21 protein-coding genes are annotated in these 25,273 nt (G+C 49.7%); 17 read left to right on the top strand and 4 right to left on the bottom strand.

The annotated features are described in order from the left end of the window. Positions 1-48: 48 nt before the first annotated feature. From tctD to FDX22_RS14005, 13 genes are all read left to right on the top strand, one after another. Entirely contained in the window at positions 49-723 is a 675-nt protein-coding gene (gene tctD / locus FDX22_RS14065) for a transcriptional regulator TctD (RefSeq protein WP_115257666.1), read from the top strand. Further along, a complete protein-coding gene (locus FDX22_RS14060; RefSeq protein WP_146717368.1) occupies positions 710-2,122 on the top strand; it encodes a sensor histidine kinase in 1,413 nt (470 codons plus the stop codon). Before tctD ends, FDX22_RS14060 begins: the two co-directional genes overlap by 14 nt. A 296-nt stretch (positions 2,123-2,418) precedes the next feature. Then, positions 2,419-3,834, top strand: coding sequence for an undecaprenyl-phosphate glucose phosphotransferase (locus tag FDX22_RS14055; protein WP_115257667.1), 1,416 nt, complete (start codon positions 2,419-2,421; stop codon positions 3,832-3,834). Then, positions 3,824-5,110: an outer membrane beta-barrel protein gene (locus FDX22_RS14050; protein WP_146717367.1), complete on the top strand. Its 1,287-nt coding sequence runs from the start codon at positions 3,824-3,826 to the stop codon at positions 5,108-5,110. Before FDX22_RS14055 ends, FDX22_RS14050 begins: the two co-directional genes overlap by 11 nt. Position 5,111: 1 nt before the next feature. Continuing rightward, positions 5,112-5,669: a polysaccharide biosynthesis/export family protein gene (locus FDX22_RS14045; RefSeq protein ID WP_096756031.1), complete on the top strand. Its 558-nt coding sequence runs from the start codon at positions 5,112-5,114 to the stop codon at positions 5,667-5,669. A gap of 2 nt (positions 5,670-5,671) precedes the next feature. Continuing rightward, a complete protein-coding gene (locus FDX22_RS14040) occupies positions 5,672-7,801 on the top strand; it encodes a tyrosine-protein kinase domain-containing protein (RefSeq protein WP_146717393.1) in 2,130 nt (709 codons plus the stop codon). Further along, positions 7,798-9,009, top strand: coding sequence for a capsular biosynthesis protein (locus FDX22_RS14035; RefSeq protein WP_146717366.1), 1,212 nt, complete (start codon positions 7,798-7,800; stop codon positions 9,007-9,009). Before FDX22_RS14040 ends, FDX22_RS14035 begins: the two co-directional genes overlap by 4 nt. Continuing rightward, positions 9,006-10,388, top strand: a complete 1,383-nt coding sequence (locus tag FDX22_RS14030; protein ID WP_117343206.1) for a capsular biosynthesis protein — start codon at positions 9,006-9,008, stop codon at positions 10,386-10,388. The genes FDX22_RS14035 and FDX22_RS14030 overlap by 4 nt, the downstream gene beginning before the upstream one ends. Further along, positions 10,381-11,370: a glycosyltransferase gene (locus tag FDX22_RS14025; protein WP_115257671.1), complete on the top strand. Its 990-nt coding sequence runs from the start codon at positions 10,381-10,383 to the stop codon at positions 11,368-11,370. The genes FDX22_RS14030 and FDX22_RS14025 overlap by 8 nt, the downstream gene beginning before the upstream one ends. 14 nt (positions 11,371-11,384) lie before the next feature. Beyond that, positions 11,385-12,596 carry a glycosyltransferase family 4 protein gene (locus FDX22_RS14020; protein WP_115257672.1) on the top strand — a complete coding sequence of 404 codons (1,212 nt, stop codon included), beginning with the start codon at positions 11,385-11,387 and terminating at the stop codon, positions 12,594-12,596. 1 nt (position 12,597) lies between these two features. Next, entirely contained in the window at positions 12,598-13,710 is a 1,113-nt protein-coding gene (locus FDX22_RS14015) for a glycosyltransferase family 4 protein (RefSeq protein ID WP_146717365.1), read from the top strand. A gap of 2 nt (positions 13,711-13,712) precedes the next feature. After that, positions 13,713-14,120 carry a hypothetical protein gene (locus FDX22_RS14010; RefSeq protein ID WP_117343210.1) on the top strand — a complete coding sequence of 136 codons (408 nt, stop codon included), beginning with the start codon at positions 13,713-13,715 and terminating at the stop codon, positions 14,118-14,120. A 30-nt stretch (positions 14,121-14,150) separates the two neighbouring features. Further along, on the top strand, positions 14,151-15,548 hold the full coding sequence (locus FDX22_RS14005; protein ID WP_146717364.1) for a DUF4832 domain-containing protein: 1,398 nt from the start codon (positions 14,151-14,153) through the stop codon (positions 15,546-15,548). 46 nt (positions 15,549-15,594) lie between these two features. On the opposite strand, the gene galE is transcribed toward FDX22_RS14005, so the two are convergent. The 3 genes from galE to FDX22_RS13990 form a co-directional block, all read right to left on the bottom strand. Continuing rightward, entirely contained in the window at positions 15,595-16,611 is a 1,017-nt protein-coding gene (gene galE / locus FDX22_RS14000; protein ID WP_146717363.1) for a UDP-glucose 4-epimerase GalE, read from the bottom strand. 68 nt (positions 16,612-16,679) lie between these two features. Further along, positions 16,680-17,618: a hypothetical protein gene (locus FDX22_RS13995; protein ID WP_146717392.1), complete on the bottom strand. Its 939-nt coding sequence runs from the start codon at positions 17,616-17,618 to the stop codon at positions 16,680-16,682. A 167-nt stretch (positions 17,619-17,785) separates the two neighbouring features. After that, on the bottom strand, positions 17,786-18,421 hold the full coding sequence (locus tag FDX22_RS13990; RefSeq protein ID WP_146717362.1) for a carbonic anhydrase: 636 nt from the start codon (positions 18,419-18,421) through the stop codon (positions 17,786-17,788). A 272-nt stretch (positions 18,422-18,693) separates the two neighbouring features. On the opposite strand from FDX22_RS13990, the gene FDX22_RS13985 reads away from it, so the two are divergent. Together FDX22_RS13985 and FDX22_RS13980 are read left to right on the top strand one after the other, a co-directional pair. Beyond that, the gene (locus tag FDX22_RS13985) at positions 18,694-19,185 is read left to right on the top strand and encodes an anti-virulence regulator CigR family protein (RefSeq protein ID WP_146717361.1); all 492 of its coding nucleotides are present in this window, start codon (positions 18,694-18,696) and stop codon (positions 19,183-19,185) included. A gap of 244 nt (positions 19,186-19,429) precedes the next feature. Continuing rightward, a complete protein-coding gene (locus FDX22_RS13980; RefSeq protein WP_115257680.1) occupies positions 19,430-20,626 on the top strand; it encodes a tetratricopeptide repeat protein in 1,197 nt (398 codons plus the stop codon). 72 nt (positions 20,627-20,698) lie between these two features. On the opposite strand, the gene FDX22_RS13975 is transcribed toward FDX22_RS13980, so the two are convergent. Further along, a complete protein-coding gene (locus tag FDX22_RS13975) occupies positions 20,699-22,447 on the bottom strand; it encodes a sigma-54-dependent Fis family transcriptional regulator (protein WP_146717360.1) in 1,749 nt (582 codons plus the stop codon). Between the two features lie 381 nt (positions 22,448-22,828). Between FDX22_RS13975 and dpaL the strand changes: the two genes are divergently transcribed. Further along, complete coding sequence (gene dpaL / locus FDX22_RS13970) at positions 22,829-24,040, top strand: diaminopropionate ammonia-lyase (protein ID WP_115259906.1); 1,212 nt, start codon at positions 22,829-22,831, stop codon at positions 24,038-24,040. Between the two features lie 34 nt (positions 24,041-24,074). After that, positions 24,075-25,259 carry a YgeY family selenium metabolism-linked hydrolase gene (locus FDX22_RS13965; RefSeq protein ID WP_146717359.1) on the top strand — a complete coding sequence of 395 codons (1,185 nt, stop codon included), beginning with the start codon at positions 24,075-24,077 and terminating at the stop codon, positions 25,257-25,259. Positions 25,260-25,273 lie beyond the last annotated feature (14 nt).

Genomic DNA, 25,273 nt, shown 5'->3' with positions numbered 1-25,273 from the left:
AACCTTTCAATTCCCTTTCAATGCGGCAGAAACTTTACAGGATGTGATATGCGTCTCTTATTAGCGGAAGATAACCGTGAGCTCGCTCACTGGCTGGAGAAAGCGCTGGTGCAAAACGGTTTTGCCGTTGACTGCGTGTTTGATGGTCTGGCGGCCGATCACCTGTTACACAGTGAAACCTATGCGCTGGCGGTGCTGGACATCAATATGCCTGGGCTGGACGGTCTTGAGGTGGTTCAGCGGCTACGTAAGCGCGGGCAAACACTTCCTGTTTTGCTGCTGACAGCACGTAGTGCGGTGGCGGATCGGGTAAAAGGGCTTAACGCCGGTGCGGATGATTACCTGGCAAAACCGTTTGAGCTTGAAGAGCTGGATGCCAGGCTGCGGGCGCTGCTGCGGCGTAGCGCGGGGCAAGTGCAGGGTATACAGCAACTCGGTGAGCTGGCGTTTCATGATGAGGGTTATTTTCTGCTGCAGGGACAACCGCTGGCGCTGACGCCGCGCGAACAGGCGCTGCTGACGGTGCTGATGTACCGACGGTTGCGTCCGGTCTCGCGCCAGCAGTTGTTTGAACAGGTCTTCAGCCTGAGCGATGAGGTCAGCCCCGAAAGTATTGAGCTTTACATCCACCGTTTGCGTAAAAAACTGAACGGCAGCGACGTGCGTATCGCGACCCTGCGAGGCCTGGGCTATGTGCTGGAGCGCAGTGATGAAGTGGGTTAAGCCGCAGTCGCTGTATCTGCAACTGCTGATGTTCCTTGGCTTACCGCTGCTACTGCTGTGGGGGCTGTCGGCGTTTAACAGCTATGTCAGTGCCCTGCAGGCGGCGACTCAGGCGTATGACCGGACGCTGCTCTCATCGGCGAGAACGGTATCCGAGCGGCTGGTGGTGCGCAATAAACGCCTGGAAGTCAACGTACCGTGGGTGGTACTGGACAGCTTTGAGCTGAACATGAACGATCGGCTGTACTACAAGGTGGTGGATCCGACGGGGAAGGTCATTTCCGGCTATGACGATTTGCCGGCGATGCCGCCTTCCACCTCGCGCACCCGGCTATACCCGGCGCTGGCGTGGTTTTATCATACTGAATATCGCGGGGAGGCTATTCGCGTGGCACGCCTGCTCCAGCCGGTGAATGAAGGCGGGATTGTCGGTATGGCGGAGATTTATGTCGCCGAAACGCTGCAATCACGACGCTATCTGGCGCGACAGCTGCTGTTCTCATCCTGGGTATCCCAGGGGCTGCTGGTACTGCTGACGCTGGTGCTGGTCGGCTGGCTGCTGCGACGGGTATTACGCCCGATGCGCCAGCTGTCATCATTGATGGTACGCCGCGAGCCGGGGCTGCTGACGCCACTGCCGGAGCTGCTGCCGTGGTCGGAAACTCGTTTGCTGATCGTGGCCTTCAATCGCTACATTGACCGGCTACGCGCACTGATATCGCGCCAGGAGCGGTTCAGCGCAGATGCTTCTCATCAGTTAAAAACCCCGCTGGCGGTGCTAAAAACGCAGGCTGCGGTAGCCCTTGCTAGCCCACAACCGCAGCAGTGGTATGAGAGTTTACAGGCCATGAGCACTACGCTCGACAGCACCATTCAATTGACCGAGAGGCTGTTACAGCTTTCTGCCGTGAAGCGCAAAGAGCAGGGAGAAAGACACTTTTCACCGGTCAATCTGTTTGAGGTGGTGCAAACCAGCTGTTTTACCCGCCTGGCGCAGGCGCGCAGCAAAGCCATCGATCTCGGCTATGAAGGGGAACAAGAGGCGGTGTGGGTTGAAGGGGATGATGTTTTGCTCGGCGAACTGTGCGGAAATCTGCTGGATAATGCGCTGAAATACACACCTGCACAGGGGATGGTCACCGCCCGGCTGCTGCGTGAGGGAGAAAGCGTGGTGCTGGTGGTTGAAGACAGTGGCCCCGGTATTGATGACGATCGGGTGCATCAGGCGCTGTTACCGTTTCATCGCCTGGATAATGTGGACAATGTTCCCGGGGCGGGGATTGGGCTGGCGCTGGTCAATGATATTGCTCGCCTGCACCGCACGCACCCACAACTGTCGCGCAGTGAAACTCTGGGAGGGTTAAGCGTGCGGGTGCGGTTTTTATGCGTCGCGGGTTAAAGCAGCTAAAAATAATCAGGCATAACCTATTTTGCTAGTCGACGAATGGTTAACTGTCAATAATATATTTTTCGCAGGTAATCATCTTTTATAATAATAAAAAATAAATGTTATAAAATTTAATATGCAATAAAATCAGAATGATGTAAATTTCACTTGCGATCATCGTCACATTTTGTAATATTTATTTTTACATTTACTGACAGTCCAACATTGCGATTTTTAAGCTTGTGATATAATTAACAATATGAAATGAGAAAAAAACAATTAAAGATCAACCGATAATAGGCTGAGATATGCTTAAGAATTCGCTAAAGATTAGCAGTCAAGGATATCCAGTCTTTTTAAAACTGGTCGATTTCCTTGTCATCAATATTACGTTAATTTTTAGCGCGCATCTGCTAGGCATAGTGCCGTTTTCGACGATTGTTATCCTCAGTGTGATCTTCTCGCTGATGTTTTTGTTGTTTGCTGAATACACTAAAATGTATCAGCAAAAGATAAAAACCATTGGTTTACGTAATCAGAAACGGCTGATTTCGTGCACGCTGCTGGCTATTTTTTTTAACGAACTGCTGAGCATGACGGTAGCTGAACCTGAGTCACTGGGATACCTCGAGCCTCTGGCACCTCCTTTTTGCTCTGCCATCATCTACTGGTATTTTATTCCACTGCCTTTTCTCTATTCTATTCGTTTTTTTCTTTTTAAATATTCAACAAAAAAATATGTGCGTGTTGCCGTTATTGGCCTGACTGAGAATGGTCTGGCGGCGGAAAATGCGTTGACTACGGAATACGCCAACATCAAGTTAGATCTGGCATTTTATGATGAGCGCAGTCCAGATCGTTGTGGCGATGTGGTTGATAAAATAAAAAGCCCCTTTCGCGGCTCGGTCATTAATTTAGTTGAAGAAGCCAAAAATGGGAATATAGATGAGATCTATATTGCGCTACCGATGGTGGCGTTACAGCGCATTCGTCATTTTTTGGCGATGATGTCTGATACCACGGTCGATACCTATATTGTGCCTGACTTTTATACCTACAGTAACAATATGTCCAAGCTGCGCTCGATCCACAACCTGCAAACCATCGGCATTTTTAGTTCGCCGTTTGAAGGTGCAGGATCGTTTATTAAGCGGACTGAAGATCTGGTACTCGGGAGTCTCATTATGGTGATGATCTCCTCACTGATGCTAGTCATCGCCATTGGGATCAAACTCACCTCGCGCGGCCCGGTATTTTTCAAACAAGACCGCTATGGTCTGAGTGGGCAAAAAATTAAGGTCTGGAAGTTTCGCTCAATGCGGGTGATGGAGAATTCTGACACCGTTATTCAGGCTACGAAGAACGATCCACGGGTGACGAAATTCGGCAGTTTTTTACGTCGCACCTCGCTCGATGAACTGCCGCAATTTATTAATGTGTTGCAGGGAAGTATGTCGATTGTCGGTCCCAGACCGCATGCGGTTACGCATAACGAGCAGTACCGTAAGCAGGTCGAAAATTACATGATCCGCCATAAAGTGAAGCCAGGGATCACCGGTCTCGCGCAGATTAACGGGTTTCGTGGGGAAATCGATGCGCTCTATAAGATGGAAAAACGTGTCCAGTATGACATTGAATATATTCAAAACTGGTCATTATGGTTGGATATAAAAATTATTATTAAAACTATTTTCAAAGGATTTGTCGGTAAGAATGCATACTAAAATACTCGTTATTACCGGGATCGTGATATCGCAGTCCGCATGGGCTGATCTGACACCGAAATCACACATTGGCTTTGCGGGGATCGACTTCCAGGGCAAGGTTGCTGTGGATTATGGTTATGATGATAACGTGACATATCAGCCACATAACCGCGATGCGAAAGGTTCCGCCTTTCAGAGTGCTGCGCCCGTGCTGAGTATGATCGGCGAGCGCGGTCAGGATACGTATTTGCTGATGTATTCGGGGGATTATCGCCACTACTCCAGCGATTCTGCGGATAACTACAACGATCATTTTTTCCGTTTTAACGGTGCCTGGCGTTACGGACAAATGCACGGCCTAACCCTGAATCTGGAAGATTCGCTTGGGCATGAAGATCGTGGTCGCGATATTACTGAGGGTTTTTTGCCAAGCCAGTTTCGCCAGTATGGGATTAAATCTCCACTGACGACCAATTTTATCAACAGTGAACTGCGTTACAGCTACGGCGCGCCGGATGGGCGCGGTAAAGCGGAACTGGCGTTGTTATACAAAAAGCTGACGTTCGGTAATACGTCGGATGTTCAGGATACCAGTGAAGATTTTTACACTTACATTCAGCAGCAGGAATGGCATGAGAATAGCCTGGTTGCGGAGATATTTGACCAGTACACGTCGAGAACACGTTTTCGCTATAGCTTTATTACTAACCAGCGTCATTACGATAACAACTCAGAAAAAGACAGTAATGAATACTATTTGCTTTACGGCCTGAAATCGCAGTTGACGGGTAAAACGAATGTCGACATGAATATTTCATGGTTGTACAAAACATTTGAAAACGATCCAAATTCGCATGATTTTAATGGTCTAAACTGGGATATAAAAGGGGAGTGGAAACCGTTACAGCAGTCTGTTTTCACCGCGCGTTCGTCGCAAAGTATTAAAGACCCGTCGGAAGTTGGTGGCTATATTTTAGTTACTGAATATGGGATTTCTTACCAGCATTTTTGGTTGGGTAATCGCTTTTCTACCCTCCTCGACTATGCATACACCATGGAGGACTATAAAAAACAGAACAAGGATCGCCATGATAAAAGGGGTGTATTTAGCGTAACGATGAGCTATGACTACACGCCATCAGTGAATTTTGCAATTAAATATCAGTTAGATACATTGAATTCTAATAAGGATACTGACTCGTTTTATATCGGTCCCAACGACAATCAGGAAGTCATCAGAACGCTAGGTTATGATAATTCTATGATTATGCTTACAGCTAAGGTTCAGATCTAAAATGAAAATAATAGAACTGTGCGCGTTTTTTCTATTCAGTATCCTGTTGGTCGGATGCGCAACGTCCAGGCCACCATTAACGGACGACCCTGCGGCAAGCGCAGAGGATTACCGTCTTGGTGCGGGGGATACGGTCAATATTGTGGTTTACGGCGAACCCGAGATGACCATGAAATTTATCGTCGATAAAAGCGGAACCATCAATTTCCCTTATATTGGCACGCTCGCATTAAAAGAGAAAACGCCGGACCAGGTTACTGCGGAATTAACGCAACGCTTGCGTAATGGATATATGGTTAATCCCATGGTGACGGTTAGCGTCGCTGAATTTCGTAAATACTACGTATCAGGCGAAGTGAAAAGCCCTAATGCTTTCGCGTATGAGCCGGGGCTTACCGTGGAGAAAGCGATCGCTCAGGCGGGAGGATTTACCGATCGCGCTGACCGTAAAGATATCAATATTCGCCAGGCGGGCAGTCATCAGCTGCTGGAGAATGTGGATTTAACGCACTCGGTGCGTCCAGGTGACGTTGTGATCATTGGCATGGGGTTCTTCTAATGATGAAACTCTCTATAGTGGAAAACGGCAAAAAGCGAGAAAACGCAGTCGAACTCTCCCGCTTTGCCAAAGAACTTAAAAAGAACACCTGGAAAATTGCGCTAACCGGAATTATCGCCGGAGTGGTGGCGTATCCCTTGATCAGCATGATGTCAGCAAAGTATGTCTCGACGGCGACGGTGCTGATTAAGGCACAAGCCGATAACGTTTCGCCGTTTCCACAGGTGGATGGTTTTGATTCAACGCGCAGCGGATATTACGAAACGCAATATGCGCTGATGCAGTCACGCATTATCCTCGAGCAGGCGGTACGCGACCTGAAGTTGGATGAAAATCCCGATTTTACTGGCAATAAATTGGCCGCAGCGGGGGCTAATAGCGGGGATAATCAACAACAGAGAGTCGATCAGGCGCTGAAGACATTATCTCAACATCTGAAGGTCATCGGCATTCGCACGACCAATCTGGCCTCTATTTCCTATGAGTCACCCTCAGCACAGCAATCGGCTGAGATAGCCAACGGCGTCGCGCAGGCTTTCATCAACTATACGGTTGAGCAAAAACGGCAGAAAGTGGAGAACGCGAAGGCGCTGAATGCGGAAAAGATGGCAGAGCTTCAGGCTGCGATCGTGAAGCAAAAAGAGACGATGGATGGCTACCTGAAAAATGCCGGGCTGCTGACCTTTCGCGGTATTGATGGCTTTGAAACCGAGCAGCTTAGTATTGTGACTAATCGTCTGGCCGATGCGACCCAGCGTCGGGTTGCGGCGGAGTCGGTCTATAACGAAGTGAATGGCCGGGGGAGAACCCTTGAGAGCATCATTTCTTTGCCCTCTGTTTCTGACCACGCTCAGATTCAGGACTTACGTATCGCGTTGATTCAGGCGCAGCGCGCGCTGTCGGAACAGCGAAAACTGTATGGGCCGAAACACACGACGATTTTAAAAGCGGAAGCCGACGTTCAGTCGATCCAAAGTCAAACCGGGCGGGTGCTGGGCGAACTGAAAGTTGGCTTACGTCAGCAATATCTGGCCGCGCTGGCGGATGAAAAGAATTATCAGCAGCAGGTGGCGCAGCAGAAAGAGATCTTCCAGCAAATGGCGTCCAAACGAGATGGCTATAACAGCCAGAAACTGTCGTTAGACAAAATGGAAGACCTGTATAAATCGCTGTATCAGCGCACTCAGGAACTGTCGTTGTCCGGTGTCAATGCAGATGCCGTGCTGTACGATCCTGCAGTGCCACCGTTAAAACCGGTAAAACCGAATAAGTCATTGCTGTTGGTGATGGTGGTCCTGATGGCGGTGGTGTTTAGCATCATGTACTTCATCGTCAAAGCAGCAATGGACAATTCCATTCGCAATCTGAGCCGTATGAGTCAACGCCTTAACGTCACCCCACTGGGTGAAATCCGTCGGTTTAGCGGCACAACCGGGCGCGCGCAGGTACGGGATATGATTTTGAAGAACCCGCTGAATGCCGACATTATTCACGGTATTCGTACCCGGATAATGCTGGATAGCCGGCCATTACAGACGGTTGCGGTGGCGTCTGCCGGGCACGGTGAAGGGCGTTCCCTGCTGGCCAATTTGCTGGCAAGCTCCTTTAGTTTCGATCAGAAAACGCTACTCATTGATGCAGACTTCTTTAATAACGATGGCCTGACGAATGAACTCGCCACGCCGGCATCTGCGGGCATGGCGGAGCTGCTACGGGGCGAAATCGTGCTGGAGAACGCGCGGATGACGATACATGAGAATCTTGATTTTATCCCGCGTGGTAAGTCCACCATCTCTTCTTTACTGATGCTGTCGTCGGAAAATGTAGAGCCTTTGATGCGCGAGCTGAAGTCGCGCTATCAGCGCATTATTATTGATGTGGCGGCGGTGAATCAGAGCCAGGATATTCAGCTGATTAAGCGCGCTGCCGATGGGGTTATTTTCATCGTGAAAGCCGGTGTGGGGACGGCACAGACGATCGCCAGCGCGCTGGATAAGATTGAGGATAATCAGGGCGTGGTAATTGGCGCGGTGTTGAACGGGGTGGAAGAAAAAAACCTCGAAACGCAAGAAGGGCTGCGTTCACTGAACTTCAGTACTGACCAACTGTTGACGACGCCAGGTCGCGTATGAGTCTACTGAAGAGCGCATCCACGATAGCTGGCTCATCAATCATCTCGCAGTTGATTGGTGCGCTGTCTATCTGGTTGATCTCACATAAGTATGACATGGCCGAAGTTGGGCTTTATGCGCTCAACTACAGTATTGCCGTGGTGGGGGCGCAGGTTTGCACCTTTGCCTCACAGCTGTTAATTCCTAAGCAGCAGGACGACAGTCTCGCGCAAAATGTGGTGTTTTGCCTGCTGCAAAGCACGCTGATTGCGTTGCCCTACGCCGTACTGACTGCGTGGTTGTTTCACCAGAATATCCTGTTTCTCTATTTATTGACGCTCTCTACGGCGTGGGCGTTAATCTCAGAAAATTTATCGCTGCGCACGGCCAATTTTTATTTTCTGATTTTTCAGCGTATTTCGGTTTCTGTGGTGGTGGTGCTCTCGGTACTGCTCACGCATCAGGTACAGACCTTTTACTGGTCGTGGGCGTGCGCGATGATCCTGCTGACATCGAGCTGTATTTTGCATTCATTTGATATCCGCTCGGTGACGTCTGGGCATCTGCATCCATTGAATAATTGGCGATTCTTTAAGCAAAACATTCATCACATCAGCAAGGTAGGCAGCGCTGAGGTACTGGCGATGGCCAGCAGCAATTTACCGATTATGCTGATTAACTTCTGGTTCTCGGCGCTGACGGCGGGCTATTTTTCCGTCGTCAGTCGGTTCTGTCTGGCACCGGTGGTGATCATCGGCAATGCGGTGCGCAATACCATTTTCTCCAAGTGGTCTATTGATTTCAGAAATAACACCTTTAATTATCAGGAATATACAAAGGTGCGTTTGCTGCTGTTAGTGCTTGGGGTGGTCTGTACGCTCGGGGTGTTTATTTTCTATCCCATCGTGATGCGGCTGGGGTTTAGTGAGGACTGGATTAACTCCATTGAGACATCCCGCTATATGCTGCCCTATTTGTTCCCAGCGCTGGCAATCAGCCCACTCACGGTAATTGAACTTATTTTTGGCTCCCATCGCTATTTTTTGCGTATTCAGCTCGAACAGCTGGCGATTGTGTTAGTCGCTTTTGTGGTGGTGCCCTATTTTTATAAAGACTATGCCACGTCAGTCATCTTGTTCTCTGTGCTGACATTTATTCGCTATGGGTTTATTTATTTCAAAATGAACCAGCGCGCCAATCTGCTGAAAGACAAGCCGGTGATATTATGACCCTGAATACCGGATATTATTTACAGGCCTATACCTTTATCACGCTGATCCTGTGTGGACTGGTGCAATATTTTACCGGTATGCAATCGGTGCTGTGGATCCCGTTTTTCCTGACGCTGCTCATGGTCGGATTAATGGTGATGCAAACGCGTGAGAGCCCGCTGCATCTGGATGCCCAGGAGACCATTATTCTTGCGCTGTATTTCTCTTTTCTGCTGTTGGCTGGGGCTTCAACCCTGCTGCAGGGCGGGGTAACCGTCGCGATTGTGGCCTTTAAAAACGAGATAGCATTGTCGCTGGTGATGATCTGTTTACTGCTGGGATTCTGCCGGGAATCACAGATTTATCGGGCAACGCGCTATCTGTATTGGGTGTTTTACGCCCAGGTCCCGGTGATGATTTATCAGGTATTACTGGTGGTTCCCCAGCGCGTGGCGCAGCGCGGCGAAGAGGAAAAATGGGACTCGGTGGTCGGGACCTTCGGGGGCGACCCAATGGGCGGCGGTAATACGGCGGCAATGGGGTTATTTTGCCTGCTGATTATGTTGCTTAAGCTCTCGGAATATAAACACGGGCTGACGACGTTTAAATCGATGGCGCTGCATATTATTCTTGGGTTTGGGCTGTGTATTATTGGTGAAGTGAAGTTTGTCATCTTGCTTTCACCGCTGTTCCTGGCCTGGGTGTGGATTTCGCCGAGCTATGTTAAAGACGTCAGTAAAATTAATCTCAAAACGTTATTGCTGATTGTTATTGGCATGCTGGTACTCATCGGTCTGTCGGTGATGATTCTGGCCTGGTACTATTCGTCTGCTTTTGGCGGCGATCCGACCAAAAGCGCCTTTAGCGTTTTTATCGATTCACTCAGCTATATCTTTGATCCCAACTACATCATGTCGACCGGTGAACTGGGCCGCTTCACGACGTTTCTGTTCTGGCTTAAAAATAACGATCTGTGGGGACTGTCCGGTACGCTATTTGGCTACGGCCTGAATGCGACCAACAGCGGAAGTTCGGTATCACCTGGGTTTTTGAATATTGTTTATAACCTGATCCTGGACTCCACGTCGCTGAGTATGCTGCTGTGGGAAATTGGCGTGATTGGCACGCTGCTGTTTATCGGTCTGTTTATTTATATTCTAAAAGTGTGTCAGCCGAAACCGGTACTGGCGCTTGAACAACTGGACGCGCAGGATCTGCAACTGTTGAGCTTTGCGCCAGCGTATAACGCTTTTGCGATCGCGTGTTTAGTGAGCTTACCTTATAGCCAAATCCTGATGATAACGCCGATGCTACAGTTCCTGTTTTATTTATCGCTCGGTTCAAGCTTAGTGATTCGTCGCACCGTTCTTCGCAGCGCAGGAGGAGGGTATGGATAATATCCCGTTTATCTCGGTGAGTATTAAAACGCTCAACGAAGCGAAAGGTATTGAGAAAACCATCGACAGCATCCGCCGACAGCTGGTGGGATATCCGCATAAAATTATTGTGGCTGATAGCCTGTCGACAGATAGCACCCAGCAACTGGCGGTGAATAAAGGGGTGACGGTGGTGTCATTAACGGAGCCGGGCGATCGCTGCTGCGGTGTCGGACACCAGTTGGGCTACCTTTATAGCGAAGGCGAATATCTGCTGCTGATGGATGGCGATATGGCGCTGGAAGAGGGATTTGTCGATCGGGCCGTCGCCTTTTTACAGGCGCATGAAGAGTATGCCGGCGTGGCGGGAACCGTCGAAATGGATGATGCCGTGAACTATGAGTTCAAATCCCGCAAACAGCGCATTAACCAGATCTATCCCGTGGGCGATTGTGACCATTTAGGCGGCGGCGGGCTGTATCGTCGCGCGGCGATTGAAAAGATTGGCTATCTGACCAACCGGAATTTGCACGCCTATGAAGAGGCCGAACTGGGGCTGCGATTAACCGATGCCGGCTACAAACTGCGTCGTCTGGATATCCCTTATTTTAGCCATACGTCACACACCCTGCCGACCTTCAAGATGCTGAAACATCGGTGGTTGAGCGGCTATTACCAGGCGCCGGGAGAGCTGTTGCGCTGTAGTTTTGGAACACCGTATTTCACCCGCGCCCTCAAGATGGTCAAAAATGAGGCGGTATTTGCGCTGTATCTGTTGATCTTGCTTGCCGCACTGGTCACCGTCAACGGCAGCATTATTACCCTGGTGTTGCTGCCATTACTGGCGTTCACACTGTGGAAAATTGTGCAAAATCGTTCTCTCAGCGATGGGGTTCAAAGCGTCATTAATATGATTGTCCGTTCCGTGGGATTGCTGAAAGGGTGTCTTCATCCTGTGCGCGATCCGCTGACGCCGCCCAACAGTAAAATCATTCAACAATAAAAAGAGCGGATGAAATGAAAATTTTATTGGTTAACAAGTTTTTCTTTATAAAGGGCGGGGCGGAAACGGTTTATTTTCAGGAACGCGAGATGCTGAAAAAGGCCGGCGTGCAGGTGATTGATTTTTCGATGCAGCATGAGAAAAATTTCCCCTCGGAGTATGCGGATTTTTTTGTCAAAAATGTTGATTACCATACAGACAGTAACCTGTTAGGCGGTATTAAAACGGCGGTTAACTTTATTCATAACGCCGAAGCCTGTCGAAAAATGCAGGTCTTGCTGCAAAAAGAACGCCCGGATATCGTTCACTTTCATAATATCTATCATCAGCTAACGCCAGCGCTAATTAAAGTCGCACGCAATTTTGGCTGTAAAACGGTACTGACCGCCCATGACTATAAAATTGTCTGTCCTTCATACTCAATGCTACGCGACGGGAAAGTGTGCGATGCCTGTATTACCGGGACCGTCTTCAATGCCTTCAGATACCGCTGTCAGGAAGGGTCTGCCGCCAGGAGTTTACTGCTCTCTTTAGAGGCTACCTGGCAATACATTGCACAAAATTATCAGGCGCTGGATGTGATCGTGTCCCCCAGCGCATTTTTACGCGGCATTTTGCTACGTGTGCTGCCGCATTCGCGTATCGATGTCATCGTCAATGGCGTAGATGACAGCCGGCCCGTGGAGACGACGGGTGATGAAGGTTATATGCTGTACTTAGGCCGCCTGAGCCGGGAAAAAGGGGTGGCTACGTTGCTGGCCGCTCACCAGAAAATGCGTAACCCGGCGCCGCTGAAAATTGTCGGTCATGGCCCGTTACATGACGAGTTGATTGCCCAATATCCGGACGTGGATTTTTTAGGCTATGTACAACAAGGGGAAGCCCTGGACCAACTGATTAAACATGCCCGGGCGGTGATCCTGCCTTCGGAATGTTATGAAAACTGTTCGATGGCGGTGTTAGAGGCAATGTCATTAGGTAAGCCGGTCATTGGCTCACGTATTGGCGGGATCCCTGAACAAATTCGCGATGGTATTGAAGGGATATTATTTACGCCGGGTAATGCGCAGGCGTTGGCAGAGGCGATGGATACGCTGGTCGAAGACCCGGAGAAAGCACGGGTAATGGGCATCAATGGACGTCAACGGCTGAGTGATAAATATGCGCTCAGTGGTCATATGGAAACGTTGCAGGCACTGTATAAAGAACTGCTGGGCAGGCCATAATATGCGTAAAAAAATAACGGTATTTGGCACGCGCGGTATTCCCGATGTATTGGGTGGGGTGGAAACGCACTGCCAACATCTTTATCCGGAAATTAAACGGCTATGCGATGTTGATATTTGTGTTATCGCCCGCTCGCCGTACGTGAATTACACCCGTTCATCGTATAAGAATGTCGAAACCCATGCGCTGTGGGCACCTAAAAAACGCTCGCTGGAAGCGATTGTTCATTCCGTTTTAGCCGCGTTCAGCACCTGTTTTGACCACTCGACTATCGTGCACGTCCACGCGATTGGTCCGGGATTAGTGGTTCCGGTATTGCGGTTACTGGGCAAGAAGGTCGTTTTCACCCATCATGGACCTGACTATGACCGCCAGAAATGGGGGTATGTGGCAAAGAAAATATTATTGCTCGGTGAACGCTGGGCAGTGAGATATGCCAATGAAGTGATTGTAATATCTGAAGTTATTAATCAGCTTATCCAGAATAAGCATCGCCGCTATGATGCGCATTTAATTCACAATGGCGTGAACGCACCGCGAACATTATCAGAACATACCCTTCACCAGACGCTGTCGCGTTATGGTCTCCAGCCGAAAAACTATCTTGTGGTGGTGGGGCGATTCGTGGAAGAAAAAGGCATGCATGATGCCATTTCAGCCTACCAACAAAGTGGTTTGACGATGCCATTAGTGTTAATTGGCGATGCGGATCACCCGACCGAATACAGTATTCGTCTCAAACAGCAGGCCGCTGATACGCCAGGTGTGGTGATGACCGGATTTTTACGCGGCGATGAACTTCAGGCGGTGTTTTCGCAGGCAAAACTGTTTGTCATGCCGTCGTATCATGAGGGGTTGCCGATAGCGCTGCTGGAGGCGATGTCATTTTCTCTGCCTGCGGTGGTGAGCGATATTCCGGCGAATCTGGAGGTCAAGTTACCCGCAGAGGCGTATTTTCAGGTGGGTAATCTGGCGAGTCTGGCCGGGAAAATGGCGAGATGGGCGACAGCAAATAGCGTTGACTATAGTGTATATTTGCAAAACTATAACTGGCATGAAATCGCCAGACAAACAGTCACCGTCTATCACGCTATTGATAAAGATATAGGTTAATTTTGCCCAACTCTCAGAACCGACCGCCCGTCATTGAACGATTTTATGCTCAACTGGATGAGAAGATCTCGCAGGGGTTGACCGCCGAACAAAAAGACGGAGTCGAAAAAGCGGTCCTTGCTATTACCCTGGGATCGAGACACCAGGTTGATATTCGTAGAAGCTTTCCCTTTTTCGGTAGACGTTTTTACCTGGTCTTTTTGTTTGGCAGGGATTTACGTCACTGGCATCGTCGGGAATCGACGCTATCCAATATTCTGATCGCATTGTTACTGCTGTTTGTTGTGTTGTTCGTTACCTGCTGCGTATTGCTGACGCTGTATATGATCAAATCCGCGTTGGGTATTGATGTGTTCCAGAATTTTCATGTGGGTATTTGGGACTGGTGGCTAAGCCTGAAAAACCACTAGCGTTAACCAACGGGTGGAGGCGTTACGGTGATGAAGAATCAATGGGGTTTGGCGCTATTGAGTGTGTTCTTTCCGCTGACGGCCATGGCTGCATTAACCACCGTCACTCCCAAAGCCGTAACCGGTCCGCTGACCAACCCCGGGATAGGGGTGGCCAGTTTTCATCAGGGTTATGGTGAAACGTTGGGCCTGGCGGATTACCCTAATACGGGGTTTGAATATGAACGCTTCTACTGGCGGGAACTGGAGCCAGTGGAAGGCCAGTACAATTTTGTGCTGGTTGATGATGCCTTCAAATATGCGGCGGCGCATCGGCCCGCGATGAACGTGGGGCTGCGGTTTATGGCCCTTGCGGAGCCTGAAAGCGGCTCGCAGATCCCCGACTGGCTGATTAAAAAAGGGGTGAAAGGAAAATGGACGCCCGATCATAAAACCTTTATCCCGGATCTCGACGATCCCCTGTTTATAGCCTACAGCCAACGTCTGCTGAATGCTTTTGGCAAGCGCTACGATGGTAATCAGAACCTGGCGTTTGTCGATATTGGCATGGTGGGATCGTGGGGAGAATGGCATAACAGCAACTTCCCGAAAGATGTGCTGCAACCCTTGCTGGAACGATATACCACCGAGCAGCTAGATCGCTACGTCGCCATGCACTTTGCTGCATTTCCCGTAACGCCAAAAATTATGTTGATGAGTGGTGGGCAAAGCCTTGCCAATGCGGTGGCACGAGGAGCTGGATGGCGCGCGGACTGCTGGGGCGATCTGCGTGTGTTTTCCAATGACTGGAATCACATGGCAGATGATTACCCGCAACGATTGCTGGCTGCGCAGAAAAGTTATTCCGGGTTAAACGATGCCTGGAAACGATCGCCGGTGAGTCTGGAAATTTGTTCGTATATGCTGGACTGGAAGAATCTTTTTCATTATACGCGCGCAGAGGTGCAGGGGATTTTTGACTGGGCGGTGAAGCATCATGCCAGTACCATCAACCTGAAATCGCGAACGGTGCCCAGTGAGTATCGGCCGATTGTCGATGATGCACTGACCAGGCTGGGCTATCGCTTTCGTCTGGCCTCTCTGAGCCATGAGTCAGTATGGGAAAATGGTCGCAGCCTGGCGCTGGTCAGTACCTGGTATAATGACGGCGTTGCGCCGATTTACCTTCCTTACACCCTGTCATTTCGTATTATTAATGATGCTAACAATGTTGTTGCTCAGGGGAATTCACCGGAGGACATTCGTCGCTGGCTGCCGGGTCAACATCAGCTGAATTATCAACTCCCTATGCCCGGTGCGTTACCGAGAGGAAAATACGCCATTGAAGTGGCGATCGTGGATAAGTCGGGCGCCGCGAGAATTAACTTTGCCAATGAAGGGAAGCAGAGCAGCGGATGGTATCGTGTGTCGACGATCACGGCGCGTTAGCCATTAGCAACAATGAGCCTGCCCGCAGGCTCATTGTTGATGGGTGTTAAGCGTGATAACCATCAGGATTATTTTTCTGCCAGTTCCAGGTGTCGCGTATCATGTCATCAAGCGTGTAGGTAGCCTGCCAGCCCAGTACTTCGCGCGCCAGCGACGGGTCAGACCAACATTCGGCGATGTCCCCGGGTCTTCGTGCAACTATCTGATAATTAATTTTTCGTTGAGCCGCTTTTTCAAAAGCGGCAATAAGATCCATCACCGAATAGCCGATGCCGGTACCGAGGTTTATCACCTTATAGGCTGGACCTTTATTCTGGCAATCCAAAGCCGCTAAATGGCCGGTTGCCAGATCCATCACGTGAATATAATCACGTACCCCAGTGCCATCCGGGGTTGGGTAGTCATTGCCAAACACCGACACGGTTTCAAGCTTGCCAATCGCGACCTGAGAAATATAGGGAACCAGGTTGTTGGGGATACCATTTGGATCCTCACCAATTCGGCCTGAGGAATGGGCACCGACGGGGTTAAAATAGCGCAGGCAGGTGAGGCGAAATTCAGGGTGTGCGTGGGAAAAATCCGCCAGAATCTGTTCGACCATTAATTTAGAGGTGCCATACGGATTCGTTGTTCCCCCGGTGCGCGATTGTTCGCTGAGCGGCACGCTTTCCGGATCTCCGTAGACCGTTGCGGAAGAGCTGAAGATTAGGCTGTGAACACCCGCAGTCAGCATCTCACTCAGTAAAACCAGCGTTCCGGTGACATTGTTATTATAATACGCGAGGGGTTCTTTTATGGATGCTGAAACTGATTTTAACCCAGCAAAATGAATGACATCACTAATGTCATGGTGTGAAAAAATCGTTTTTAATGCCTCTCTGTCCAGAACGTCGGCAATGTAAATAATCGGTTCTTTTCCGGTGAGTTCCGCGACCCGATGTAATGATGTTTGTGAGGCATTCGTGAGATTATCGATGATCACAACTTCATCACCTCTTTCGAGAAGCGTCAACACGGTATGTGAACCAATATAACCTGCGCCACCTGTGACAAGTATTGCCATACAGCCTCCAGAGGAAATCTTATGAAAAAGATTATTGACTCACCAAGGCCACGGCTATAAATACAGGGCTATGAGTGGCGTCGGGTAAGAGATAAATTTCTGAATTTCACCATGCACTTATAAGATATTTTTTTGAGTATCGATAAAAAACTAAAGGTGTTTATTTTACTATCGTAGACAAGATAGTTATTCGTGAAGTTTAAGGTATGTACACCGTCGCTTTGGTTGATGGTGGCATTGACCTGTGCAATTAGCTTTTCATCAAAAGAAAATGCGTTTAGCGTAACTAATGCTTTGATGTAAATTGATTTTCCATAGGTTTCAGGCGTGCATTCCTGAGTGAGGAAGTACAGTGTATTGCCGATGTTATGGGGCGCCCCGGCGCCTCGCTGATGCAGGTTGCTCAACTGCATGGTGGGCGTGATTTTCTGCCACGGACCGCTCACGCTCTCGGCAGTATGGATCATCAGCTCATTATTCATTGTCGTCGATAACAGATAACAGGCACCGTGTAGTGAGAAAAATACGTTATCGGTTAATGCTTCGTCCGAGATTAAAACGTTTATCGCTTTCCAGCGTTGGGGGAAATCTACGCACTGAAATAAAATAACCTCTTTTCTTTCTGAAGACTCAGGGATCATAAAGAGCTGGCCATTGTTCTCAAATACAAAAGGAAAGGATAAATGGCATTTTAGATAATCGAAACCGTCGAGCTTCACATCATCGAGTTCCGCTAAGTCGGCATCGAGTATACGGCAGCGTAGGATCCCCTTCGAATTACGGAAGCGTAAAGCCTCATAAAAAATATAAACTTTATTATCTCTTTCAATGATGAAAGGATCGGCCTGAAAGGTGTGTTTCTTTTTAAGTTGCTGCGCAGGGGTACGCTTCAGTATATCCAACGTGTTAGTAGGAAAGGTATGCGAACCATTATCCTTGATAATCATGATGTCCCACGACTCATGATAAAAAAGCATATTTATTATTTTTTTATATTTGGCCTGCATTCGCACGAGTTCCTTTTGTCGCTTCAATTCACCGGGTGCCATACAGCAACATTAACGGTTAGTTTAAAAGCTAGTCGCAAGCGCGTTTTTTGTCCACTTACGGAACGAGTGGCGGGGGGAAGGGGCGGCGTGACGTTGCCAGAGCATCCTTGCTCCAGATAAAGATTTTACTCGAAATGCACCTGCGGATTGTCTGCCAGTGAAACGTACGTTTTGCTGTTTTTATCCAGTGTACGGATCTCACCGCTTTCAATGTCGTACACCCAGCCGTGCAGACGCAGCGCATTATTACGCAGTCCGACAGCGACAGACGGATGCGTTTTAATATTATTCAGTTGAGCGATAACGTTCTCTTCCACCATGGCATTCACTTTGTCGATTGCGTTATCCCAGGTTTTCTTCTCGACTACCGCTTTCGCCGCATCGGCGTAGTGCAACCAGTGGGCCACCGCAGGCATCGGATCCAGACTCTGGCTTTCAGCAATCGCTTTCATCGCACCACAGTTGGAGTGCCCACAGATAACGATATCCGTCACGCCTAACGCCAAGACCGCGTATTCGATGGTGGCAGATACACCGCCCGGTTCCGGGCCAAAAGAAGGGACGATATTGCCCGCGTTGCGGATAACGAAAAGCTGTCCTGGCTCTTGCTGCGTAACCAGTTCTGGCACCAGACGACTGTCTGAGCAGGAGATGAAAAGTGCTTTAGGATTCTGGCTGGAGGCCAGGCTGCGAAAGAGTTCCTTACGTTGAGGGAAAATCTCTTTTTGGAAGTTGAGGAAGCCCTCAATGATATGTTGCATAGCAGTGTCTCTTTTCTCTGTTTAAGCAGGTTATGATGAAGATCACACTTTCCAGTTTAACACTCGCGCAGAGAAGAGGAAGTATTTATAGCCAGTCAGGGCATATCTATGCCTGATGAACCGGTAACAGACTTACTCTTACTCGATCAGGCGGCACTGTTCTAACTCAAGACAGGGACCGCTTTTTTTGCACATAAATCGGAACTATAGAGATGGCTGGCATTTACGAAGTATCGTACCTTTTAAAGGTACCTCCATATTAAGGAATCATCATGTCCAGGTTTCGTACTTTAGCAACCGCTTTGGTCGCGGTTGCTGCGATGACGATGTGCGCCATGCCTGCATTCGCTAACCCGGGTAACGGAAACGGGAACGGTAACAGCGGTAATCATGGTAACAAGGGTAATAGCGGTAATAGTCAGAAAGGCAATTCAGGTTCAAAAAACAATCAGCAATCTGAACAACGTAAAAATTATGGCAAGCCGGATCATGTTGATAGCGATATTAGCTTTAATGTGGCAAGACAGTATGCGGTCAGATACGGTTTGACCGGGTATCAATCGCTTCCTCCTGGCATCGCCAAAAACCTGGCGCGTGGCAAGCCGCTGCCTCCGGGTATTGCGAAGAAGAACGTTCCAGCCTCGATGCTCAATCAATTGCCCTATTACCCCGGCTACGAATGGCAGGTGGTGGGCGACAATCTGGTGCTGATTGCGCTGAGCACCGCGATTGTGACCTCGGTGATTAACGGGGTGTTTAACTAATTGTAGATGCGGTGTGAACGCAAAAAGCCACGATAAGTCGTGGCTTTTTTATTATCTTTGACCCGTCCTGATTTCCTTCGTGGATAAGTGAGTGAGAATCAACTTAATTTAAGGGGGTTATTTCTCATCCTTATGCAGTATATAGTTAATAATTCTGATGTAGATCGCAATGCCAGCCAAATACGTTGGATTGTTGAAGCGTCTTCTCCATCATGTGTATTTTTCTTAACAAGGATTCTGTTTTATGAACATTCGGCCTCTCCTCGCCTTCACTTTCATTGGCTTATTATGGGGCGCGGGAATATCGCAAGGATATGCAAAAGAGTGGAACAAAGAGCCGATGGCTGTTTTACAGCAAGGGGCCGAGGCGGGGGATGTAAAGGCGCAGTACTACCTTGGAACCCTGTATTGCGAAGGAAAAGGTGTTGCGCGTGATGATACGAAGGCCGTTGAGTGGTTGACCCGCGCGGCTGAGCAGGGAAATCCCGACGCACGTTACGTCCTCGCCTTAGTCTATTTTGATGGTGAAGGAGCACGGTGGAATGACGGCAAGGTGATTGAGTGGTTTAACCATCAAGCCGAACAGGGTAATCAGCAAGCGATCAACTGGCTCACCCTCGCTGCCGAGCGCGGAAACTATCTGGCGATAGAGTGGTTACACCAGGCGGTTGATAAGGGGAATCCCGAAGCACAGCGTGCTCTCAACAGTAAAAAGTCGCTGTCCGAGGGTTACAACACAGTTAAAGCATTGAGTAAAGCCGCTGAACAGGGAGATGCAAAAGCGCAGGGGCTGCTGGGTCGGCGCTACTTTGAAGGGCATGGCGTCGGTATGGATCGCAACAAAGCCTTTGCCCTGTTGAGTAAGGGCGTCAGCCAGGGTGATGCGCTGTCTCAGGGCGTGCTGGGCGTGATGTATTACCTGGGAGAAAGCGTCGGCGTCACGCAGGATCACAAGAAAGCATTTGAGTTATTTCAGCAGGCGGCAGCCCAGGGGGATGTGCTGGCACAAGGGATGCTCGGCATGATGTACTCAAAAGGTGAGGGAACCGCGCAGAACGATAAAAAGGCCTTCGAATGGTATCAGAAGGCTGCCGCACAAGGCGATGCGGGATCTCACACGGACCTGGGATTGATGTACCTCGAGGGCAAAGGGGTCGCTCAGGATGACAAGAAAGCCGTCGAACATATTGAGCGCGCAGCCAAAATGGGTAGTCCGGAAGCCCAGAGATTGTTGGGCAGGATGTACCTGGAAGGGAAAGGAGTAGATAAGGACTATGCGCAAGCCTATATCTGGAATGCCGTGGCCGTTGCTAACGGAAACTTTGATGCTCAGGCCGGGCTAGATGCTTCGCGGGAAAACCTCTCTCCTGCCGCTTTAGAAGAAGCCGATGGCAGGGCGCGGAAATACTTTGAACAGTATCGATATAAACCGCAAATCTGATGCACAATGTAGCCCGCGTTATGCGTTATGCGTTATGCGGGCTTCTTCTTTTTTAGAGCATGGACAGATGGCTTACATTCCGTACAGCTTAATTTTTCGGTAGAGCGTGGCGATGCCGATCCCCAGCTCTGCCGCCGCCTGTTTCTTGCCCTCTACGCTTGTGCCAAAACGCTGTAAAACACGCTCAATGGCTTCTCTTTCGGCTTGTTTTCCCTGACTGGCAAGCTGACGTGGTTGTGCCGATATAGCGGGTTTTCTGCTGTCCGCCGCGGTGAGCAGGTATGGAGGCAGGTGGCTGGCGTTGATCCCGGTCGCTTCCCCACGCATGACAAAAATATATTCGATGACGTTACGCAGTTCGCGGACGTTTCCGGGCCAGTGCCAGGTATACAGGCGGTTGATCACATCATCGGGCAGTTTTTGTGGTGGCCGTTGGTAGCTTGCTGAGAACTCATCGGCAAAATACTGGGCGAGGACGGCGATATCCGCACGTCGTTCCCGCAGGGAAGGGAGTACCAGCGGGACCACGTTCAGACGATAAAAAAGATCTTCGCGAAACTGATGATTCTCAACCATCGTGTGAATATTTTTGTTGGTCGCTGCGATAATGCGGACATCAATTTCGATGGTGTTATTCGAGCCTACCCGGGTAATCGCTTTTTCCTGCAGTACCCTGAGCAACTTAGCCTGCAGGTGCAGCGGCATATCGCCTATTTCATCGAGGAACAAGCTGCCGCCGTTGGCCAGTTCAAATTTGCCCATTCGTCCTTTGGGGTCCGCACCGCTGAACGCCCCACGGACGTAGCCGAACAGTTCACTTTCCAGTAACTGCTCGGGGATAGCTGCGCAGTTGATCGTCACAAAAGGCGCGGTTTTACGCGGACTGCTCTGGTGAATCGCAAATGCCACCACTTCTTTCCCCGATCCGCTCTCCCCGGTAATCAGCACGCTGGCGTAGCTGTTAGCGATTTTCCCTACGGTACTTCTAAGCTGCTCCATTGACGGGGAATGGCCAATTAACCGCACCTGAGTATCGGACTCATAAGGCGGCATCGTCATGCTGCTCAGGTAGTCATGAGCATCGCGAAAAATAACCATGGTTAAACGATCGTTATCTTGTGACGAGAGTGAAATCTGTTTGCACAATACATGATGTTTCTGACCTTCGAGCGTCAGCCACGCTTCTTCATCGCCATACAAACTGTCACCGGTGGTTTCAATGGTGAGGGGGAGTCCCTGAACCTCCCGGTTGAGAATACGATCGGCGGAGTGGTTGGCATGCCAGATACGGCCATGACCATCGATCGCCACGACGCCGCGATCCATCGCATCGATCAGGCGACGGAATGCGCCCAGCGTCTCCTGGGCGCGTAAGCGTTCCAGGCACTCAAAGACCTTGCTTGAGATCATGACGGCGATTTGTTCAATGAAGGTAACGAATTTATCAATCTGACTGAGCAGCGTTTCTCGCTGTGCCTGGGTTGAACAAATAATCCCGATCACCCCAATGACGCGATTATTAAGAAAGATGGGCGCGTTCAAATCCAGCATTTCTGAACAATAGCGATGTTTTTCACACATCTGGCACAGCGGATGTTCACCGGGATTTTTGATCAGCACCGTTTCGCGCACCTGCAGAACATGGCGATAGATATAGCCATTTTTTGCCACATTCTCATTGAGCATGTGCCGGTATTTTCCGGTGCCCGCAATGCGCATTAAAGATTCATCAATGATTTCAACATCGGTCCCGGTAATACCGGAAATGGCGTCAGCATAATTGCAGATATCATCCTGAATATTACTGAGTACTGAAATCATGATCCCTCTCCGGTTGGGCAGCGAATTTATCAAGAAGAATGATAAATATGCGAAATATGACCAGCTCGGCTTGCGCCTAATCAATCTATTACGTTGTTTTTAGATATATTTTTTGTTTTATCTTCCGCGATCACACTATTTATCATTGGTGATAATTTATCAAAATAACGCGATAAACTCAGCACGCTGTTTTTACGACATTAATCCGTTCGCTATTTTTTAATTCATTGAAGTTAAAGCGATTGTTAATTTTCTCCTCATGATTTTGTCGTTTTATAAAAAACTGGTAAGCATTTTGCTTTTAGGGAATACCGCTCGCTTAACGCTCTCTGTATGGCACCGATTACAGGGAATGAAATATCAGGACAATGAGGTTCTATGATGCAGGAAAACTTATCGTTTTTTATCAACCAGACGCCGTTTACTGAACACCCCAATGCGCCGCTGGCGCCGTTTAGTCGCCAGGAATTGGTAAAAGCGCTGAATTTTCATCGCTCTATTCCGGGTTATGCGCCGACGCCGCTGTATTCGTTACCGGTTCTTTCGCAAAAACTGGGCGTTAAAAATATTTATCTGAAGGATGAGTCTCAGCGTTTTGGTCTCAAAGCCTTTAAAGCGCTAGGCGGTGCCTATGCGATGGCATGCCACATCGCGGAATTAGTGGGTAAGGATATCAGCGAATTACCTTTTGATGTGATGACCAGCGACGAAGTGCGCCGCGACCTGAAGACCGTGACGTTTGCTACCACGACCGACGGCAACCACGGACGCGGAGTGGCATGGATGGCGCGGCAGCTCAAGCAGAATGCGGTGGTTTACATGCCGAAAGGCTCATCTGAGCAGCGTCTGACCGCAATTCGCAATGAAGGCGCGACGGCGGAGATTGTCGATATGAACTACGACGATGCCGTGCGTATGACCGCCGAACAAGCTGAAGAACATGGCTGGATCGTGGTGCAGGATACGGCCTGGGAAGGCTATGAAAAGATCCCGCTGTGGATTATGCAAGGCTACGGCACGCTGATGCTGGAAGCGATAGATCAGCTTCACCAGGTTGCGCCAACACACGTGTTCGTTCAGGCGGGCGTGGGCTCTTTTGCCGGGATGGTGCAGGGAATGGTGACAGCGGCCTGGGGGGAAAATCGTCCGAAAGTGATTGTCGCTGAGGCGTTAATCGCCGACTGCCTCTACCGTTCTGCGCTGGCTAAAGAGGGCGAGGCGGTGGCCGTTGGGGGGGATTTGCAGACTGTTATGGCAGGACTTGCCTGCGGCGAAGCCAACAGCATCGGCTGGAAACTGTTGCGTGATTATGCCGACGCATTCGCCTCCTGCCCTGATGAAGTGGCCGCGCTGGGGATGCGCATGCTGGGTAACCCATTAGCGGGCGATCCCCAAATTACGTCCGGTGAATCCGGTGCTGTGACCACCGGTCTGCTGGCATTGCTAATGACCTCGCCAGCACTGGCACAGACGCGTGAACAACTGGGGCTGGATGCGCATTCTCGCGTGCTGTTGATAAGCACAGAAGGTGATACCGACCCGCAACAATATCTGGATATTGTCTGGGGCGGTCAGTACCCCGGCATTAATTAATCCATTCCTGATTGAAGTTATAACGGAGAAAACCATGTTATCTGCAAACCGTATTGAAGAAGTGATTAAGAATTGCCAGGCACTGATCCAGCAGAAAAGTTATTCCGGTCAGGAAGGGGAAGTGGTAAATGCAATAAAAACAATGATGGAGCATTACCAGTTCGATGACATTCACGTCGATAAATACGGAAATATTGTTGGCGGTATTGTCGGCAATAAACCAGGAAAAACGCTGGTGCTGGATGGACACATTGATACTGTGCCCGTGAATCCGGAAAAGTGGACCCACAATCCGTACGGTGGCGACATTGAGGACGGTAAAATTTATGGCCGCGGCACGACGGACATGAAAGGCGCCGTGGCGGCGATGATCTCTGCCGTCGGATTTTTCGGCCAGGATAATCAGCGTGAGTTTGCCGGTAAAATCTACGTGGCCTGCATCGTACATGAAGAGTGCTTCGAAGGGATCGCCGCCCGTCTGGTCAGCGAACGCTATAAACCTGACTATGTGATTATCGGCGAAGCATCCGAATTAAACCTGAAAATTGGTCAGCGTGGCCGCGCTGAAATTGTGGTTGAAACGTTTGGCAAACCGGCGCACTCCGCTAATCCGCAGGCAGGTATTAACGCGGTGTACAAAATGGCGCAGCTGATCGACAAAATCCGCACCATTACTCCGCCAACGCATCCGGTGTTAGGGCCTGGCATTCTGGAACTGACGGACATTAAATCGTCGCCGTATCCGGGTGCATCTGTGGTGCCAGATTACTGCCGTGCGACCTACGATCGCCGTCTGCTGGTGGGCGAAACCAAAGAAAGCGTCATTGCGCCACTGGAAAGCGCATTGGCCGAGCTGGTCGCTCAGGATCCACAATTTAAGGCCAGCGTTTCCTACGCTGTAGGCCAGGAGTCCTGCTACACCGGCGCCACCATTGAGGGTGAGCGTTTCTTCCCTGGGTGGGTTTACGATGAGTCCGACGAGTTTGTGCAGGCCGCGCTGGCCGGCGTGCGTGCGGCAGGGTGTGAACCGACCATCACCCAGTATTCCTTTTGCACGAACGGTAGCCACTATGCGGGCGAAGCGGGCATCAAAACCATCGGTTTTGGCCCATCGCGTGAAAACCTGGCGCACACCATCGATGAGTTTATTGAAATCGATCAGCTAACCGGTTCGGCCAGCGGGTATTACAGCATTATCCAGACATTGTATCGCCATTAAAAAAATAAAGATAA

The organism is Citrobacter sp. TBCS-14 (assembly GCF_005280805.1).
Classification (GTDB): Bacteria; Pseudomonadota; Gammaproteobacteria; order Enterobacterales; family Enterobacteriaceae; genus Citrobacter; species Citrobacter gillenii.
This window is presented reverse-complemented; position numbering and strand designations above follow the sequence as displayed.

Bases quoted from the DNA above. Each gene is read 5' to 3' on its own strand.
- tctD (WP_115257666.1), top strand. From the start codon at position 49: ATGCGTCTCTTATTAGCGGAAGATAACCGTGAGCTCGCTCACTGGCTG.
- FDX22_RS14060 (WP_146717368.1), top strand. From the start codon at position 710: ATGAAGTGGGTTAAGCCGCAGTCGCTGTATCTGCAACTGCTGATGTTC.
- FDX22_RS14040 (WP_146717393.1), top strand. From the start codon at position 5,672: ATGAAACTCTCTATAGTGGAAAACGGCAAAAAGCGAGAAAACGCAGTC.
- FDX22_RS14025 (WP_115257671.1), top strand. From the start codon at position 10,381: ATGGATAATATCCCGTTTATCTCGGTGAGTATTAAAACGCTCAACGAA.
- FDX22_RS14045 (WP_096756031.1), top strand. From the start codon at position 5,112: ATGAAAATAATAGAACTGTGCGCGTTTTTTCTATTCAGTATCCTGTTG.
- dpaL (WP_115259906.1), top strand. From the start codon at position 22,829: ATGCAGGAAAACTTATCGTTTTTTATCAACCAGACGCCGTTTACTGAA.
- FDX22_RS13985 (WP_146717361.1), top strand. From the start codon at position 18,694: ATGTCCAGGTTTCGTACTTTAGCAACCGCTTTGGTCGCGGTTGCTGCG.
- FDX22_RS14030 (WP_117343206.1), top strand. From the start codon at position 9,006: ATGACCCTGAATACCGGATATTATTTACAGGCCTATACCTTTATCACG.
- FDX22_RS14005 (WP_146717364.1), top strand. From the start codon at position 14,151: ATGAAGAATCAATGGGGTTTGGCGCTATTGAGTGTGTTCTTTCCGCTG.
- FDX22_RS14035 (WP_146717366.1), top strand. From the start codon at position 7,798: ATGAGTCTACTGAAGAGCGCATCCACGATAGCTGGCTCATCAATCATC.
- FDX22_RS13995 (WP_146717392.1), bottom strand. From the start codon at position 17,618: ATGCAGGCCAAATATAAAAAAATAATAAATATGCTTTTTTATCATGAG.
- FDX22_RS13965 (WP_146717359.1), top strand. From the start codon at position 24,075: ATGTTATCTGCAAACCGTATTGAAGAAGTGATTAAGAATTGCCAGGCA.
- FDX22_RS14055 (WP_115257667.1), top strand. From the start codon at position 2,419: ATGCTTAAGAATTCGCTAAAGATTAGCAGTCAAGGATATCCAGTCTTT.
- FDX22_RS14050 (WP_146717367.1), top strand. From the start codon at position 3,824: ATGCATACTAAAATACTCGTTATTACCGGGATCGTGATATCGCAGTCC.
- FDX22_RS13975 (WP_146717360.1), bottom strand. From the start codon at position 22,447: ATGATTTCAGTACTCAGTAATATTCAGGATGATATCTGCAATTATGCT.
- FDX22_RS13990 (WP_146717362.1), bottom strand. From the start codon at position 18,421: ATGCAACATATCATTGAGGGCTTCCTCAACTTCCAAAAAGAGATTTTC.
- FDX22_RS14020 (WP_115257672.1), top strand. From the start codon at position 11,385: ATGAAAATTTTATTGGTTAACAAGTTTTTCTTTATAAAGGGCGGGGCG.
- FDX22_RS13980 (WP_115257680.1), top strand. From the start codon at position 19,430: ATGAACATTCGGCCTCTCCTCGCCTTCACTTTCATTGGCTTATTATGG.
- FDX22_RS14015 (WP_146717365.1), top strand. From the start codon at position 12,598: ATGCGTAAAAAAATAACGGTATTTGGCACGCGCGGTATTCCCGATGTA.
- galE (WP_146717363.1), bottom strand. From the start codon at position 16,611: ATGGCAATACTTGTCACAGGTGGCGCAGGTTATATTGGTTCACATACC.